Below are 14,425 nucleotides of genomic sequence, written 5' to 3' on the forward strand. Positions count from 1 at the left end.
GAGGGAGCGGGATGCTGATGCATCCCGCTCCCTCTACGATTCCCGCCGCCTGTCAAAGAAGCCCCTTGGGGCTTCTTTGACAGCAAGCTGCATGGCAGATGGGGCTTGATTTCTTTGGAAAAATTGGCGGCCCAGGCTGTGGGCGCTGGTTGATGCCGGGATGGGCGGGCAGGCGTTTTAGGCGCCCACGGCGAAGACCGCCGCGTCATCATTCTGCTCCCTCACCCGGTCCAGGCAGCACTTAAAGTCGAATTTCACGGCAGGGGCGCTGCCAGGCAGAATCTTGCCGCCCAGCCTGCTTCCCGCCTCCACCAGCTCCACCGCGCGGCCCCGGCAGGCCCTGTGTTTCCCGGGATGTATTTGTTCAGGGCTTGCCAGCACCGTTCCGCCCGGCGCTTCTGGCCGCGAGGCCGCTGCGGTAGCCGCTGGGGGAGCTGCCCGTCACACGCTTGAAGACCTTGGCAAAATAGCTCTGATCCTCGTACCCAACCATCTGGGCGATGTCCGTGAGGCGCAGCTCCGGATGTCGCAGCAGTTCCTTCGCCTTGCCGATGCGCACGCCGCTGAGATACTCGTTGAAGCTGGTGCCCGTCTCTTTCTTGAAAATACGGCTGAGATAGGCCGGAGAGAGGTAGACCATCCCGGCGGTCTCCTCCAGGGTCAGTCGGCTGGCGTAGTTGGCCCCGATATGCTGGATGCAGCGGTGAATAATGTCGGCATGGCGGGCGTCGGCCAGATCGAAGATGCCCGCCATATACTGATTCATCACGCCGGACAGCCAGAAGCACAGCTCGTCGATGCTGCGCATCTGGGGGATAACCTGCCGGTGCCGGTGGCTGAGCTTCAGCGTCTCCTCCGGGTCGGACCCGCGTTCGATGGCCGTCCGGGAGATGAGGACCAGAAGCTCGGAAACCCGGCTCTTGATTCGCTCCAAATCTCCGCCGCCGGAAAAGAGGATCGCCCCCAGCAGCTCGTTGAGGAGCCGCTGGGCCTCCTTCTTCTCTCCCCGGGTGATGCTCTCCAGCAGGGCCCGCTCGGTTTCAAAGGGGTACGGCGGCGGACCCTCCGCCTCCTTGAGGGAGATGATATAGGAGCTGATCTGCTCCTGGAGCCGCCCGGAGGCGCCGGCGTTGAGCATCCGGCGCTCCGCCTCCGCGTTGCTCAGGAAGCCCGCCGCCATGGAGAGCAGGGTGGACAGCTCCGTCACCCGCCGGGGCTCCACGTAGGGAATCCGCTCCAGGACGGCGACGGCCGCCCCAAGCGCCTCCCCCTTCAGCGCCGGCTGCTCGGCCAGCTCACAGTCGATAAAGTCCCGGTGCTCCACCATGATGAACGGGCCCGCCGTGAGCCTCGCCTCGCTCCTGATGTCCCCCAGAATGGGGGAGACAAAGTGGGTGAGGCCCATCGGGCAGAAGTAGACGTACTTTCCGCCAAAGCGCTCCGCCTCGGCCATGCCGTAGGCGTGGGACTGGGCGCAGCGCTCCCCGCTCTGCCCGGCGGCGGCGCACAGGCCGCAGGAGGCGCAGCCGTACCCGTACTCGTAAAATACCGTCCCCCCGGCGTCCGACACCGTGCAGCCAAGGCCCGAGCAGATGGCGAACGCCCGTGCGCACTCGGCAGCCTGCTTCTCATCAAAGGTCGCGCGACCAGCCGTCTGCGGCATATCCGCGCCTCCTCCCCTCATAAATTGCGTCCCGCCTGCGCCGGTAGCGGCGGTATAAAGCGGACAAGGAAGTACCTAAATTGACAGATGCCCACCAGCCCTGCCGCGGCCGACGCGGTATATTGAACTCAGCCAAAGCGGAAAATTAAGACAGGAGGACATCACCGTGGGTATTCTAAACGAAATCTCCGAGCAGCTCCAGATCGGCAAGGCAAAGCTGGTCAAGGAGCTGGTGCAGCAGGCCGTCGACGCGGGTATTCCCGCCGGGGAAATTCTGACGGAGGGGCTTCTGGCCGGCATGAGCATGGTGGGCGAGCGGTTTAAAAACAATGAGATTTTCGTCCCCGAGGTGCTGGTGGCGGCCCGGGCCATGAATATGGGAGCGGCCCTGCTCAAGCCTCTGCTGGCAGACGCGGGCGTCAAGGCCAGCGGCAGAGTCTGCATCGGTACGGTAAAGGGCGACCTCCACGACATCGGCAAGAACCTGGTGAAGATGATGATGGAAGGCCGCGGGCTGGAGGTCGTGGACCTGGGCACCGACGTACCCCCTGAGCGGTATATCGCCGCCGCCCGGGACCAGGGCTGCCGGATTATCTGCTGCTCCGCCCTGCTCACCACCACCATGGGCGTCATGGCCGACGTGGTGAAGTGCGCGGAGGCGGCCGGCATCCGGGACAGCGTGAAAATTTTGATTGGCGGCGCCCCTGTGACCGATGCCTTCTGCGCCGCCATCGGCGCGGACCGCTACACCCCCGACGCCGCCACCGCGGCGGACGCGGCCGTGTCCCTGTGCAGGGGGGAGGGCGCTGCATGACGGGAAAGGAACTGCTCTTCCGGACCCTCCGCCACGAGGCCGTTCCCCGCGCGCCCTGGGTCCCCTTCGCGGGCGTCCACGCCGGAGCGCTCATCGGCGCCGACGCCGAACAGCTTCTCACCGACGGGGATACCCTGGTACGGGCGCTGCTGGAGGTGAACCGGCTCTACAAGCCTGACGGACAGCCCGTGGTATTTGACCTCCAGCTGGAGGCGGAAATTCTGGGCTGCGAGCTGGTCTGGGCCAGGGATTGCCCGCCCAGCGTGGCCTCCCACCCCCTGGCGGACGCGCCGGAGGTGCCCGACGCCGGGGCACTGCCCACCCCGGAGCGCGGGCGGCTGCCCATGGTGCTCTCCGCCATGCGCCGCATGAAGGAGGCCGTGGGCGAAACCACCGCCCTCTACGGTCTGCTCTGCGGACCCTTTACGCTGGCGAGTCACCTGCGGGGCAACGATATTTTTATGGATATGTTCGACGACGAGGACTACGTCCGGGAGCTGCTGGCCTTCTGCACCGCCTGCGCCAAACGCATGGCCGACCTCTTTCTCGGCGCGGGCATGGACGTAATCGCCGTGGTGGACCCCCTGGTAAGCCAGATCTCCGAGCAGCACTTTGAGGCATTCCTCTCCGCGCCCTTCACCGAGCTGTTCCGCTACCTCCGCGAGGACAAGGGGGCCTTCTCCTCCCTCTTCGTCTGCGGTAACGCCACCCGGAGCATCGAGGTCATGTGCCGCACGGCCCCGGATTCCATCTCGGTGGATGAAAACGTGGACATCTTAGCGGCCAAGGAGATCTGTGACCGGTACAACGTCGCCATCGGCGGGAATATTCCCCTCACCTCAATTATGCTACACGGAACCCAACAAGACAATATCAAATATGTCGTGGACCTGCTCGCCAGGCTGCCGGAGTACAGGAATTTCATCGTCGCCCCCGGCTGCGACATGCCCTACGCCGTTCCGGTTGAAAACGCCATCGGCGCCGCCCAGGCCGCGCTGGAGACCGAGGCCATGGCCGAAATGGTAAAAAATTATGTCCAGGCGGAGGACGACACCGACGTAGAGCTGCCCGACTACGCCCACCTTGAGCGCCCGCTGCTGGAGGTCTTTACGCTGGACTCCGCCACCTGCGCCGCCTGCACCTACATGATGGGGGCGGCCAACGGCGCCAAGGCCCGCTACGGCGGCAGCATCGACGTGGTGGAGTACAAATTCACCCGCAAGGAAAATATCGCCCGGTGCAAGAAAATGGGGGTTCAAAATCTGCCCGCCATCTACCTCAACGGCGAGCTGAAATTCTCCTCCATCATCCCAAGCAGCGAGGAACTGGACGCCGCCATCGACGGCGCGCTCTGAAAGCGGCTCCTCAGCCTGTCAAAAACCCCTCCGCAGAGCAAGCCCAGCAGAGTTCCGCTGTCCGCAGGCGGTGCAATCAAATGGAAAATCCGTCATTTCTGGGGACATATGCCTGAGAAATGACACTTCTCATGACGAATAAGGCTGCTTTTTTCCAAGAAATCGAGCCCCATCCGTCGTGCAGCTTTTTATCAAAGAAGCCCCTTGGGGCTTCTTTGACAGGCTGAAAGGAGCCGGACCCGTTCAATCAGGTCCGGCTCCTTTATCATCTGTTCTATCGGTTTTCCTGCAAAATACGAATATGTAAGCTTGGCGGACGCCTCCCTGCGGCAAAAAGCAGCGGCGTCCTACTCCGTCCTCGCCGTGCTCCCCCGTACCTTCAGGATGGGGTTCAGCTTGGCGGTCTCCTGCCGCTCCCGCTGGTTTTTCAGCAGGTGGAGCATCCCGCTTACCGCGTGCTCCGCGATCTCCGCCATCGGCTGGGCCACGGTGGTAAGTGGGGGATAGATAATGTCGGACAGCGCAATATCATCCACCCCCACGATGGAGAGGTCGTGAGGAATGGAGAGATCGTAGCTGCGGCACTCCTGATAGATGCCGTAGGCAATCATATCGTTGAAGGCGAAGATGGCCGTGACGTTCTGCCCCAGCAGGCAGGGCAGGGCCTTTCGTCCGCACTCAATGGACATTGAATCGCAGAAAAGGAGGTCGGGATTGACCTCCAGCCCGTATTCCTCAAAGGCCATGCAGTAGCCCCGGTACCGCCCGGCGTTGACGTTCAGGCGGATGGAGCCGGAGGCGCAGCCGATCTGCCTGTGCCCCAGCTCCAGCAGATGGCGGGTGCCCAGATAGCCAATCTGCGTCTGATCCACTTCCACCGAGAAGTGGTTGCGGTCGTCCGTGACCCGGTCCACATAGACAACGGGGATGTCGATGCTCTTGAGCAGCTCCTGGCACTTGGCGGTCTCCTCCCCGTCCTCAAAGTCCATCTGGGCCAGGACGATGCCGTCCACGCAGCGGTCGGAGAAGATGCGCAGATACTGCCGGGTAATTTTGGGGTCCCCTCCGGTATTGCCGATAATGACGTTCAGATTCTCGTGCCGGAGCCTGATTTCAATTTGATTGGAGAGTGCGGCGAAGAAGGGGTTGTTGGAATCGGGGAGGATTAGCCCAATGGTGTTCGTGGTGTTGGTCACCAGCCCCACCGCCAGCTGGTTGGGCCTGTAGTGCAGCTCATTGACCGCCCGCATCACCTTTTCGCGGGTGTCCTTAGAGATTGAGACCGGCTTCTCATTGATGATGAGGGAGACGGTGGACGGAGAGACTCCGGCCGCCTTGGCGACATCCTTTATCGTTGCCCGCACGCCGCTCAGTCCTTTCTGCTTTCAGCTGGAAATCAATTCAATTTGTTTGTTAAAACGATTTTAGTACATCTTGTCAAAACTGTCAATCAAAATGTATGCAAAAAGTCAAAAAATATAAAACTATACATTTTACATTGACATATATCGTGCAATTGTGATAATATCCACCATACAATGACGTGCCAACACGGAAAAATGAGCGTCATTTCATTTTTTGCAATTCATTCAAACGTTTTAATGAATTGCGGCTCAACTCACAAAAAAGGAATCAAAAGGACGGAGGACTCGACTATGAAAAAGCACGGCTTCAAAAAAATCCTCAGCATGCTACTGGCGATAGGGCTTCTGGCAGCCATGGCCGGCTGCGGCGGTTCCGGCACCGGCGACGGGAAGACGCCCGCGCCCGACGGCGCCAAGGACCCGGACGGAAAAACCAAAATCGTTCTCCTGCTCAACGGCTATCTGGGCGACCTGGCCTGGTACGACTGCTCCGCCGCCGGCATTACCGCCATTCAGGAGAAGTATCCCGACGAGGTGGAGACCAAGGTCATCGAGATGACCACCGACAAATCCAAGTACGACTCCATCATCAACGATACCCTCAGCGAGGACTGGGACATCATCGTGGCCGGTTCCTGGACTATGATTGAGTACATCGAGGCCGCCGCCAGCGTCTCCGAGACCGGGGTCATCGGCTTCATCGGCGGCGAGGACTCCACCATCGTGAACGACTCCCTGGTGGGCTATCTGGAGGGCGCCGCCTACGTCAACCCCGACATCAAGGCCATCGTCTCCTACACCGGCAACTGGGACGACTCCGCCAAGGGCAAGGAGCTGGCTCTGGTCCAGTACAACGCCGGCGCGGACGTGGTGTTCCAGCTGGCCTCCAACGCCGGCGTAGGCGTATTCGAGGCCGCCAAGGAGACCGGCAAGCTGGCCATCGGCTCCGACACCGACCAGTCCGCCATCTTTACAGGCAGCGATCCGGACAAGGCCGCCGCCATCCTCACCAGCTCCCTCAAGCGGGTGGACACCTCCCTGCTGCACGCCTATGAGCTCTACAAGGCGGGCACGGTTCCCTACGGCACCTGCGAGCAGCTCGGCCTGGACAAGGAGTGCGTGGGCATCGTGGAGAACGACAATTTCAGCGCCCATGTCTCCGCCGAGCAGGCCGCCAAGATTGCCCAGGCCAAGCAGGACATCATCGACGGCAAAATCACGGTCTCCTCCGCCTACGGTATGTCCACCGAGGAGATCAGCGCGTTTAAGAGCCAGTTTATCAAGTAAGAGACGCCATCGGATTGAACACGCGGGAGAGAGCCATTCTGGTTGAGTGGCTCTCTTCCGGTCTCAGGAACTGTTGATAAAGAAAGAGGGTGCCTTCCCCAATGAGCGAGATATTGCGTGTAGAGCATTTGATGAAGGTATACGGCAACGGCGTAATGGCCAACAAGGACATCAACTTCACCGCTGAAAAGGGCGAGATCCACGCCATCTGCGGCGAAAACGGCGCCGGAAAGTCCACATTGATGAAAATGCTCTACGGAATTGAGCAGCCCAGCGAGGGCGATATTTATGTCAAGGGGGAGAAGGTACACCTCACCTCCTCCGCCAAGGCCATCGAGCACAGCATCGGCATGGTGCACCAGCACTTCATGCTGGTGCCCTCTCTCACGGTGGCGGAAAACGTGGTGCTGGGCGTGGAGCCCAAGAGGGGCATCAAGTTCGACGCCAAGGAGGCCGTGCGCCTCACGGAGGAGATTGCGCAGAAGTACAACCTAAGCGTCCCCGCCAAGGAGAAGGTGGAGAATATCAGCGTGGGTCTCAAGCAGCGGGTGGAGATCATCAAGGCCCTCTTAAAGGGCGCGGAAATCCTGATTTTGGACGAGCCCACCACCGTCCTCACCCCCCAGGAGACCGAGGAGCTCTTCGTGGAGCTGAAGCACCTGCGGGACGAGGGCCACACCATCCTCTTCATCTCCCACAAGCTCTATGAGGTGAAGAAGCTCTGCGACCGGGTGACGGTGATGCGGGGCGGCAGGATGATCGCCACGAAGAACGTATCCGAGGTGTCTGAGGCCGATATCTCCCGGATGATGGTGGGCCGGGACGTGGTAGAGGTCATTGAGAAGGACAGGGCGGTCCCCGGCGACACGGTCTTGAAGCTCAGCGGCGTCACATGCGTGAACTCCTCGGGCAGAAAGCTGCTGGACAATGTCTCCCTGAACGTGCGCAAGGGCGTGATTCTGGGTCTGGCGGGCGTGGAGGGCAACGGCCAGCACGAGCTGCTGGAGGCCATTGCCGGCATTGAGAAGCTGACTGCGGGGACCATCCAGTTCCACGGCAGGGACATCACCAACGACTCCATCCGCGCCAGGCGGGAGGCTGGCGTCTCCCATATTCCCGAGGACCGGATGGCCGAGGGTACCGCCAAGAAGTTCAGCATCACCAATAACATCCTGGCGGGCAGGCAGCGCAATCCACGCTATACCGGAAAGGTGCTCTTCAAGATGAAGGAGATCCGCGCCGAGGCGGACACCCTGGTCCGGGAGTATCAGGTGAAGTGCAGCGGCCGGGAGCAGGAGATCGGCATGCTCTCCGGCGGCAACATCCAGAAGGTGGTTGTGGCCCGGGAATTTTCCGCCGGCCCCGAGGTCATTCTCGTGGACCAGCCCACCCGGGGGATCGATATCGGCGCCGCCACCTTTATCCGAAACCGCCTGGTCCAGCTCCGGGACGAGGGAAAGGCCATCCTGGTAAACTCCGCCGACCTCAACGAGGTACTGGGCCTCTCGGACAGCCTGGCGGTGTTCCACAACGGTCGGATTACCGGATACTTCGAGGATACCTCCGCCCTGACGGAGGAGGAGCTCGGCCTCTACATGCTCGGCATCAAAAAGCAGACCGCGGAAGAGATAGAGGAGAAATTCCATGGATAAGTTGAAAGTACGGCTCAGAAGGCCTGGAATGACCCAGGAGACGCTGGAGAAGCGGTTCTCCATGCTGCGCACGGGGCTTGCCGTGTCCATCGGCATCGCGCTGTCCATCATTATCATCCTCATCGTCAGCGACGACCCGGCGCTGTCCATCAAGTACCTGCTCATCGGGCCGGTGATGAATCTGAACAATTTCTACAGCCTCTTTACCATGTGGATTCCCATTGTCATCACCGGCCTCGCCGTGTGCATCATGTTCAGCGCCAACCAGTTCAACCTCTTCGCCGAGGGCGCGTTCTTCTTCGGCGCGGTGGTGGCCTCGGGCGTGGCCCTGTCGGTGAACCTGCCTGCGGGCATCCACCCGGTGGTGTGCGTCCTGGCGGCGGCGGCGGTGTGCGGCCTGATGGGGGCCATCCCCGCGCTGATGCGCCACAAGCTGGGCGCCAGCGAGATGGTGGCCTCCCTCATGCTCAACTATGCGGTGCTGCAGCTGGGCCTCTTTATCATCAGCTACTTCTTCCGGGACGCCAACGCGGGCAGCGTGGCCTCCCGCAAATACCCCGAGAGCGCAAAGCTGCTGGAGCTCATTCCCCGCAGCAACATCCACGTGGGGCTGATCGTGGCGGTGGTGCTGGTGGTGCTGGTCTACTTCTTCATGTACCACACCCGCTGGGGCTATGAGATCCGTCTGGTGGGGCAGAACGAAAAATTCGCCAAGTACACCGGCGTCAGCATCGGCGCGGTGACCGTTTTCTCCCAGGTGCTGGGCAGCGCCCTGGCCGGCGGCGCGGGGGCCATGGAGACCCTGGGGCTATACTCCCGCTTCTCCTACACCTCCCTCACCGGCCACGGCTGGGACGGCGTGACCCTGGCCATCCTGGCCGGGCGCAACCCCAAGTACATCCCCCTGGCGGCCCTCTTCCTGGCCTATCTGAGAAAGGGCGCGGACCTGATGAGCATGAAGACCGGAATGCAGACCGATTTCGTCTCCATCATTCAGGCGGTCATTCTGGTGTTCCTGCTGGCGGAGCAGTTCCTCTCCCGCTACCGGCAGAAGAAGACCTACGCACTGAGCAAGCAGCTTGAGACAGCCAGGGAAGAGATGGGGGGTTAAGGGAATGAACGAAGTATTGGAACTGGTTTTCAGCACATCCTTTGCCTTCTCGGTGCTCCGGCTGACCACCCCCATTCTCCTGGCGGCCCTGGCCTCGGTCATCTCCGAGCGGGCGGGCATCGGCAACATCACCATGGAGGGCACCATGCTCATCTCCGCCTTTATGGGCGTGGTGGTCTCCGCCTACACGGGCAGCGCGTGGCTCGGATTCCTGGGCGGCGTGGTCATCGGCGGCCTCACTGGCTGGCTGCTGTCCTACATCATCTTCAAGCTCCAGGTAAACGACATCCTGGCCGGCATCGCAATCAACCTCATCGGCAGCGGCGGCACGGTATTCCTCCTCTTCGCCCTCACCGGCGTGCGGGGCATCTCCACCTCCCTGAGCAGCAAGGTGATGCCCTCCATCGATATTCCCTTCATCAGGGACATTCCCATTCTGGGCGAAATCCTCTCCGGGCACAACATCATCACCTACCTGTCCTTCGTGACGGTTATCGTCATCTGGTTCCTGCTCTTCAAGACGGCCCTGGGCCTGCGCATCCGCTCGGTGGGCGAAAACCCCGACGCGGCCAAGAGCGTGGGCGTCAACGTCTACAAGACCAAGAGCATCGCCCTCACCATCGCCGGGGTGCTCTCCGGCATGGGCGGCGTCTATATGTCCATGGGGTATGTGTCCTGGTTTGCCAAGGACCTGACCGCGGGCCGCGGCTGGATCGGCATCGCCGCCGCCGCCATGAGCGGAATGCACCCGGTGGGCGCCATGGTGGCCTCCGTCTTCTTCGGGATCGCCGACGCGGCGGCCAATACCCTCCAGACCATCAACCTCCCCTCCCAGCTGGTTCTGATGATCCCCTATGTGGTGACTCTGATCGCCATGTGCGTCTACGCCTATTTCAGGCTCCAGCGGAAAAAGAAGCTGGCCCGGAAGAAGGCCTGAGCAAGTCCCCGCGTCAGCGGCAAGAAAGGCACGGATTACAATGGAATGTTTTACCAACCAGCGCGTGCTGGATATGATCAAAGACATGAGCGCGGAGGAGAAGCTCCTCTGCGTCCACGGACAGCTCTGGGACCCCTACCGGGCCAATCAGGCCGGGTTCGTCCGGGGCAACGAGCGGCTGGGTATCCCCGACTTCTTCATCGCCGACGGCGAGCAGGGGGTCAACATCAGCTTTGAGACCACCGTCTTCCCCGCCAAGGTGAGCCTCGGCTCCACCTTCGACCGGGAGTGCGCCTTCCTCTACGGACAGGCCATGGGCCGCGAGGCCAAGGCCACGGGCATCCATCTGCTGCTGACGCCCCGGGTCAACATCGCCCGGGACCCGGTGTCCCTCAAGGGCACCAGCAACGGCGGGAACTATCAGACCTACGGCGAGGACCCGGTGTTGAACGGCGAGCTGGGGGCCCAGGAGGCCAGGGGCATCCAGGACAAGAAGCAGGCCCTCGCCAACCTCAAGCAGATGTTCGCCTCCAGCACCGGCGCGGCCCAGGGCGCGGGCAACTGCATCATCGACGAGCAGACCATCCACGAGCTCTACATGCGGCCCTACGAGCTGGTGATGCGCGCGGGGGTGGCCAGCGCCATGACCAACTACAACCAGGTCAACGGCACCTGGACCTACGATTACGGCCACATGATGAAGGACCTGGCCCGGGGCGAGTGGGGCTTTCAGGGCTTCATCTTCGACGACTGGTACTGTCTCTACGACCCCAACGCCATCCGCCACGGCGCGACGCTGGAGATGCCCGGCGAGGACTACTACGACGAGGGCAGCGAGCATTCCACCTTCGGAAAGCGCTTGCTGGCCGCCATCGAGGACCCGGAGCAGAGTGTCACCATGGAGGACCTGGACCACGCCGTCTACTACTACCTGGACACCCTGGACCGCTTCGGGATGCTGGACGAGGCCCAGCGCATCCCCGGCGGCCTCGACCCCGCCACCAAGGAGCGCAGCATCGAGGTGTGCCGGAAGCTGGCGGAGAAGGGGGCTGTGCTGCTCAAGAACGAGGACAACATCCTGCCCCTGGCCTTCGAGGGGAAGAAGATAGCCCTTATCGGCCCCGGCGCGGCCAATCAGGCCATGCCCACCTTCAAAGAATCCCCCTATGGCTTCGACGACCGGCGGACCGGGCTGTACCCCCTCCTGCGGGAGCGGTACGGCGGCAGTATCTCCTTCGCGGTGGGTGACGACCTGGATGGCGCGGTGGTCCCCTCCGAGTGCCTGAAGCCCGCGCTGAACAGCGGGGAGCACGGCCTGGAGCGGTACGTGGGCCGCTTCACCTACGAGACCCTGAGCAACGGCGACCTGGAGGACTACCCCAGGGGCGGCGAGGCCGTGGTGGACGCGGTGGTGAACTTCGATGAGGACCACCCTCTCCCGGCCCTGGCCCGGGACCAGCGGCGGGGCTTCTTTAAGGAGACCCCCAAGGAGTACTACATGTGGCACGGGTATCTGTGTCCCAAGGAGACGGGGATGCACCGCCTGAGCCTCCAGAGCAAATTCCCCGGCAGGGAGGCCTTCGAGCGCAACGGCGTGGAGAACGGCGACCTGTCCATCTCCACCTCCGGCAACCTCTACATCCGGGAGGCGGGCAGGGGCTGTCTGGAGCGCATCGGCCTGGGCACCCGCATCTCCGCCAACGGCGTCGCCAACCCCTTCTCCGAGGTGGTCCCCTGCGCCGACGGCTGGAACAATGCGGGCGGTGCGGTCTATCTGGAGGCCGGCAAGGAGTATGAGATTTACTTCAACCACACCTGCATCTACCTGGAGCCCCTGAGCGTCCGTCTGGCCTGGACCACCCCCTCCATGTACGAGAGGGCCATGGAGGAGGCGGAGCGGGCGGCGGCCGACGCCGACGCCGCCATCGTCTTCGCGTGGCACCAGAGCGTCAACGACTCTCTGGCCCTGGAGGAGAACCAGGACGAGCTAATCCGCCGGGTGGCGAGGGCCAACCCCAACACCGTGGTGGTGCTGAACAACGGCGACCCGGTGGAGATGCCCTGGCACAGCGAGGTCAAGGCCATTCTGGAGATGTGGTTCTCCGGCCAGGAGGGGAGCCGGGCGACCCTGGCCGTGCTGGAGGGGAAGGTCAACCCCGCCGGACGGCTGAGCGTCACCTTCCCCAGGAAGCTGGAGGACCTGGCTGCCCGGGACCCGGAGCACCCGGAGCGGTACGCCCCGTCGGGCCGTATCAGCGAGAAGGACGCCGTCCACCCCAACACCGCCCACTTCACCGAGGGCCTTCTCAACGGCTACCGCTGGTTCGACGAGACCGGGAAAGAGCCCCTCTACCCCTTCGGCTACGGCTTGAGCTACACCAGCTTTGAATACGGCCCGGCCCAGGCCGTCTGGAGGGACGGAGGGCTGGAGGTGTCCTGCGACATCCGAAACAGCGGCACGCGGGACGGCGACGAGGCGGCCCAGTGCTATCTGGGGCGGCCTGAGCGGGTCCCCGAGGGCATCCAGAGCGTGCCCAAGATGCTGGTGGACTTCCGGCGGGTTTTCATCCCCGCAGGAGAGACCCGCCGGGTCACCTTCAACATTGAGGCGAGATATTTCCAATATTACGACGCGGACTCCCGGTCCTACCAGGTCTTCACCGGCGGGCGCGAGGTCCTTGTGGGCGCCTCCTCCACGGATATCCGCAGCCGTGTGGCCGTGGACGTGGCCGAGGAGAACGTAAGCGAAAACCAAAACCGGCGGAGCGAGGGAGACGAATGAAGAAAACAGGAATCATCAATGCCGAGCTGATGAAGCAGATCGCGGCGCTCGGCCATATGGAGCTCTTCCTCATCGGGGACGCGGGTATGCCAATCCCCAAGGGCGTGCCGGTCATCGATTTGGCGCTCTGCGAGGGCGTCCCATCCTTTGCAGCCGTGCTGGACGCGGTCCTGCGCGAGACGGAGGTGGAGTTCTACTACCTGGCCGAGGAGATTGCCCAGCGCAACCCCGGGCTTCTTGAGCACATCCGGCAGGTCATGCCGGGCATTCCCAGCGAGAGGATGCCCCACGCCGCTTTGAAGGAAATGACCCGGGAGTGCAAATTTGCAGTCCGCACCGGAGAGTACTCCCCCTTCCCCAATGTGGTGCTCCGCGCGGGCGTGACGTTTTAAGGTGCGGGGTATGAGAGTATTAAATTTCGGTTCCCTGAACGTGGACTACGTCTATCAGGTCGACCATATGGCCCGGGAAGGCGAGACCCAGCGGGCCGCCGGGCGGGAGGCCTTTCCCGGCGGCAAGGGCCTGAACCAGTCCGTGGCCGCCGCTCGGGCGGGCGTGCAGGTCTGCCACGCGGGACTCATTGGGGACGACGGGCAGATGCTTCTGGACGTGTGCCGGGAGAATGGAATTGACACCAGATTTATCAGGGCCATAGACGGCCCCGGCGGACATACCATTATCCAGATCGATAAGAACGCCCAGAACAGCATTCTGCTCTACCCCGGCAGCAACGGCGCGTTGACCGAGGACTTTGTGGACGAGGTGCTCTCCCATTTCGGCAGGGGGGACACCCTGCTCCTCCAGAACGAGGTCAATCTGCTGCCCTATATCATCGACCGGGCCCATGAGAAGGGGCTGACCATCGTGCTCAATCCCTCCCCCATCAACGAGACCCTCGCCAGCTGCGACCTCTCGAAAGTCTCCGTGTTTTTCATCAATGAGATTGAGGGCGGGGCAATCTCCGGCGCCCACGACCCGGAAAAAATTCTGGACCATATGCTGAAAACCTATCCGGACGCCCGCACGGTGCTCACCCTGGGCGGCGCAGGTTCCTGCTTCTGCGACGCCCATAGCCGCATTCACCAGGCGGCCTTCCCGGTCAGCGCCGTGGATACCACTGCGGCCGGCGATACCTTTACGGGATACTGCGTCTATGGTATGCTGAAAGGGCTCGCCTGGGCAGAGACGCTGGAGCTGGCCGCCAGGGCCGCCGCCCTCTCAGTGACGCGAAAAGGCGCCGTGCCCTCCATTCCGTATCTTGAGGAAGTGCTGAATTTCACCTGATGATGTAAACACAGGGGGCCCGGCGGCTCTGCCGCGGCCAGGGGGACTCAACATAAGAAACGGCTCAACCGGGGGGACAGCATTTAAAGATGCTGTCCCCCCGGTTGCTTGCGAAGGGCCGGTCCAGTCCAATCGGGATTTGCCGCTGCCGTCCAGGCTCCCATGAGCAGCGCTTT

12 protein-coding genes are annotated in these 14,425 nt (G+C 62.4%); 9 read left to right on the top strand and 3 right to left on the bottom strand.

Translation table 11 applies throughout. The features are described from left to right. Positions 1–177: 177 nt before the first annotated feature. Together H8S62_RS14825 and H8S62_RS14830 are read right to left on the bottom strand one after the other, a co-directional pair. Positions 178–321, bottom strand: a complete 144-nt coding sequence (locus H8S62_RS14825; RefSeq protein ID WP_186920066.1) for a hypothetical protein — start codon at positions 319–321, stop codon at positions 178–180. A 43-nt stretch (positions 322–364) separates the two neighbouring features. Next, positions 365–1,663: a helix-turn-helix domain-containing protein gene (locus tag H8S62_RS14830; protein ID WP_173023566.1), complete on the bottom strand. Its 1,299-nt coding sequence runs from the start codon at positions 1,661–1,663 to the stop codon at positions 365–367. Between the two features lie 166 nt (positions 1,664–1,829). On the opposite strand from H8S62_RS14830, the gene H8S62_RS14835 reads away from it, so the two are divergent. Both H8S62_RS14835 and H8S62_RS14840 read left to right on the top strand, forming a co-directional pair. Further along, on the top strand, positions 1,830–2,477 hold the full coding sequence (locus H8S62_RS14835) for a cobalamin-dependent protein (protein WP_186920068.1): 648 nt from the start codon (positions 1,830–1,832) through the stop codon (positions 2,475–2,477). Then, positions 2,474–3,832, top strand: coding sequence for a uroporphyrinogen decarboxylase family protein (locus H8S62_RS14840; RefSeq protein ID WP_186920069.1), 1,359 nt, complete (start codon positions 2,474–2,476; stop codon positions 3,830–3,832). Before H8S62_RS14835 ends, H8S62_RS14840 begins: the two co-directional genes overlap by 4 nt. Positions 3,833–4,179: 347 nt before the next feature. Here the strand turns inward: H8S62_RS14840 and H8S62_RS14845 are convergent, their stop codons facing one another. Further along, positions 4,180–5,196, bottom strand: a complete 1,017-nt coding sequence (locus H8S62_RS14845) for a substrate-binding domain-containing protein (RefSeq protein ID WP_186920071.1) — start codon at positions 5,194–5,196, stop codon at positions 4,180–4,182. Positions 5,197–5,487: 291 nt separating this feature from the next. Between H8S62_RS14845 and H8S62_RS14850 the strand changes: the two genes are divergently transcribed. From H8S62_RS14850 to H8S62_RS14880, 7 genes are all read left to right on the top strand, one after another. Then, positions 5,488–6,483: a BMP family ABC transporter substrate-binding protein gene (locus H8S62_RS14850; RefSeq protein ID WP_186920073.1), complete on the top strand. Its 996-nt coding sequence runs from the start codon at positions 5,488–5,490 to the stop codon at positions 6,481–6,483. Positions 6,484–6,584: 101 nt separating this feature from the next. Then, positions 6,585–8,135, top strand: coding sequence for an ABC transporter ATP-binding protein (locus tag H8S62_RS14855; RefSeq protein ID WP_186920075.1), 1,551 nt, complete (start codon positions 6,585–6,587; stop codon positions 8,133–8,135). Next, positions 8,128–9,246 carry an ABC transporter permease gene (locus H8S62_RS14860; RefSeq protein WP_186920077.1) on the top strand — a complete coding sequence of 373 codons (1,119 nt, stop codon included), beginning with the start codon at positions 8,128–8,130 and terminating at the stop codon, positions 9,244–9,246. The genes H8S62_RS14855 and H8S62_RS14860 overlap by 8 nt, the downstream gene beginning before the upstream one ends. A gap of 4 nt (positions 9,247–9,250) precedes the next feature. Next, positions 9,251–10,183, top strand: coding sequence for an ABC transporter permease (locus H8S62_RS14865; RefSeq protein WP_186920079.1), 933 nt, complete (start codon positions 9,251–9,253; stop codon positions 10,181–10,183). 40 nt (positions 10,184–10,223) lie between these two features. Further along, positions 10,224–12,965: a beta-glucosidase gene (locus H8S62_RS14870; protein WP_155146091.1), complete on the top strand. Its 2,742-nt coding sequence runs from the start codon at positions 10,224–10,226 to the stop codon at positions 12,963–12,965. Further along, on the top strand, positions 12,962–13,357 hold the full coding sequence (gene rbsD / locus H8S62_RS14875) for a D-ribose pyranase (RefSeq protein WP_155146094.1): 396 nt from the start codon (positions 12,962–12,964) through the stop codon (positions 13,355–13,357). Before H8S62_RS14870 ends, rbsD begins: the two co-directional genes overlap by 4 nt. A 10-nt stretch (positions 13,358–13,367) precedes the next feature. Next, positions 13,368–14,249, top strand: a complete 882-nt coding sequence (locus tag H8S62_RS14880; RefSeq protein ID WP_186920080.1) for a ribokinase — start codon at positions 13,368–13,370, stop codon at positions 14,247–14,249. Positions 14,250–14,425 lie beyond the last annotated feature (176 nt).

It is taken from the genome of Lawsonibacter faecis (genome assembly GCF_014287675.1).
Classification (GTDB): Bacteria; Bacillota; Clostridia; order Oscillospirales; family Oscillospiraceae; genus Pseudoflavonifractor; species Pseudoflavonifractor faecis.

What these genes read in the sequence shown, in the direction of transcription:
- H8S62_RS14830 (WP_173023566.1), bottom strand. Translation starts at nt 1,663, where the DNA reads ATGCCGCAGACGGCTGGTCGCGCGACCTTTGATGAGAAGCAGGCTGCC.
- H8S62_RS14870 (WP_155146091.1), top strand. Translation starts at nt 10,224, where the DNA reads ATGGAATGTTTTACCAACCAGCGCGTGCTGGATATGATCAAAGACATG.
- H8S62_RS14840 (WP_186920069.1), top strand. Translation starts at nt 2,474, where the DNA reads ATGACGGGAAAGGAACTGCTCTTCCGGACCCTCCGCCACGAGGCCGTT.
- H8S62_RS14860 (WP_186920077.1), top strand. Translation starts at nt 8,128, where the DNA reads ATGGATAAGTTGAAAGTACGGCTCAGAAGGCCTGGAATGACCCAGGAG.
- rbsD (WP_155146094.1), top strand. Translation starts at nt 12,962, where the DNA reads ATGAAGAAAACAGGAATCATCAATGCCGAGCTGATGAAGCAGATCGCG.
- H8S62_RS14880 (WP_186920080.1), top strand. Translation starts at nt 13,368, where the DNA reads ATGAGAGTATTAAATTTCGGTTCCCTGAACGTGGACTACGTCTATCAG.
- H8S62_RS14865 (WP_186920079.1), top strand. Translation starts at nt 9,251, where the DNA reads ATGAACGAAGTATTGGAACTGGTTTTCAGCACATCCTTTGCCTTCTCG.
- H8S62_RS14855 (WP_186920075.1), top strand. Translation starts at nt 6,585, where the DNA reads ATGAGCGAGATATTGCGTGTAGAGCATTTGATGAAGGTATACGGCAAC.
- H8S62_RS14850 (WP_186920073.1), top strand. Translation starts at nt 5,488, where the DNA reads ATGAAAAAGCACGGCTTCAAAAAAATCCTCAGCATGCTACTGGCGATA.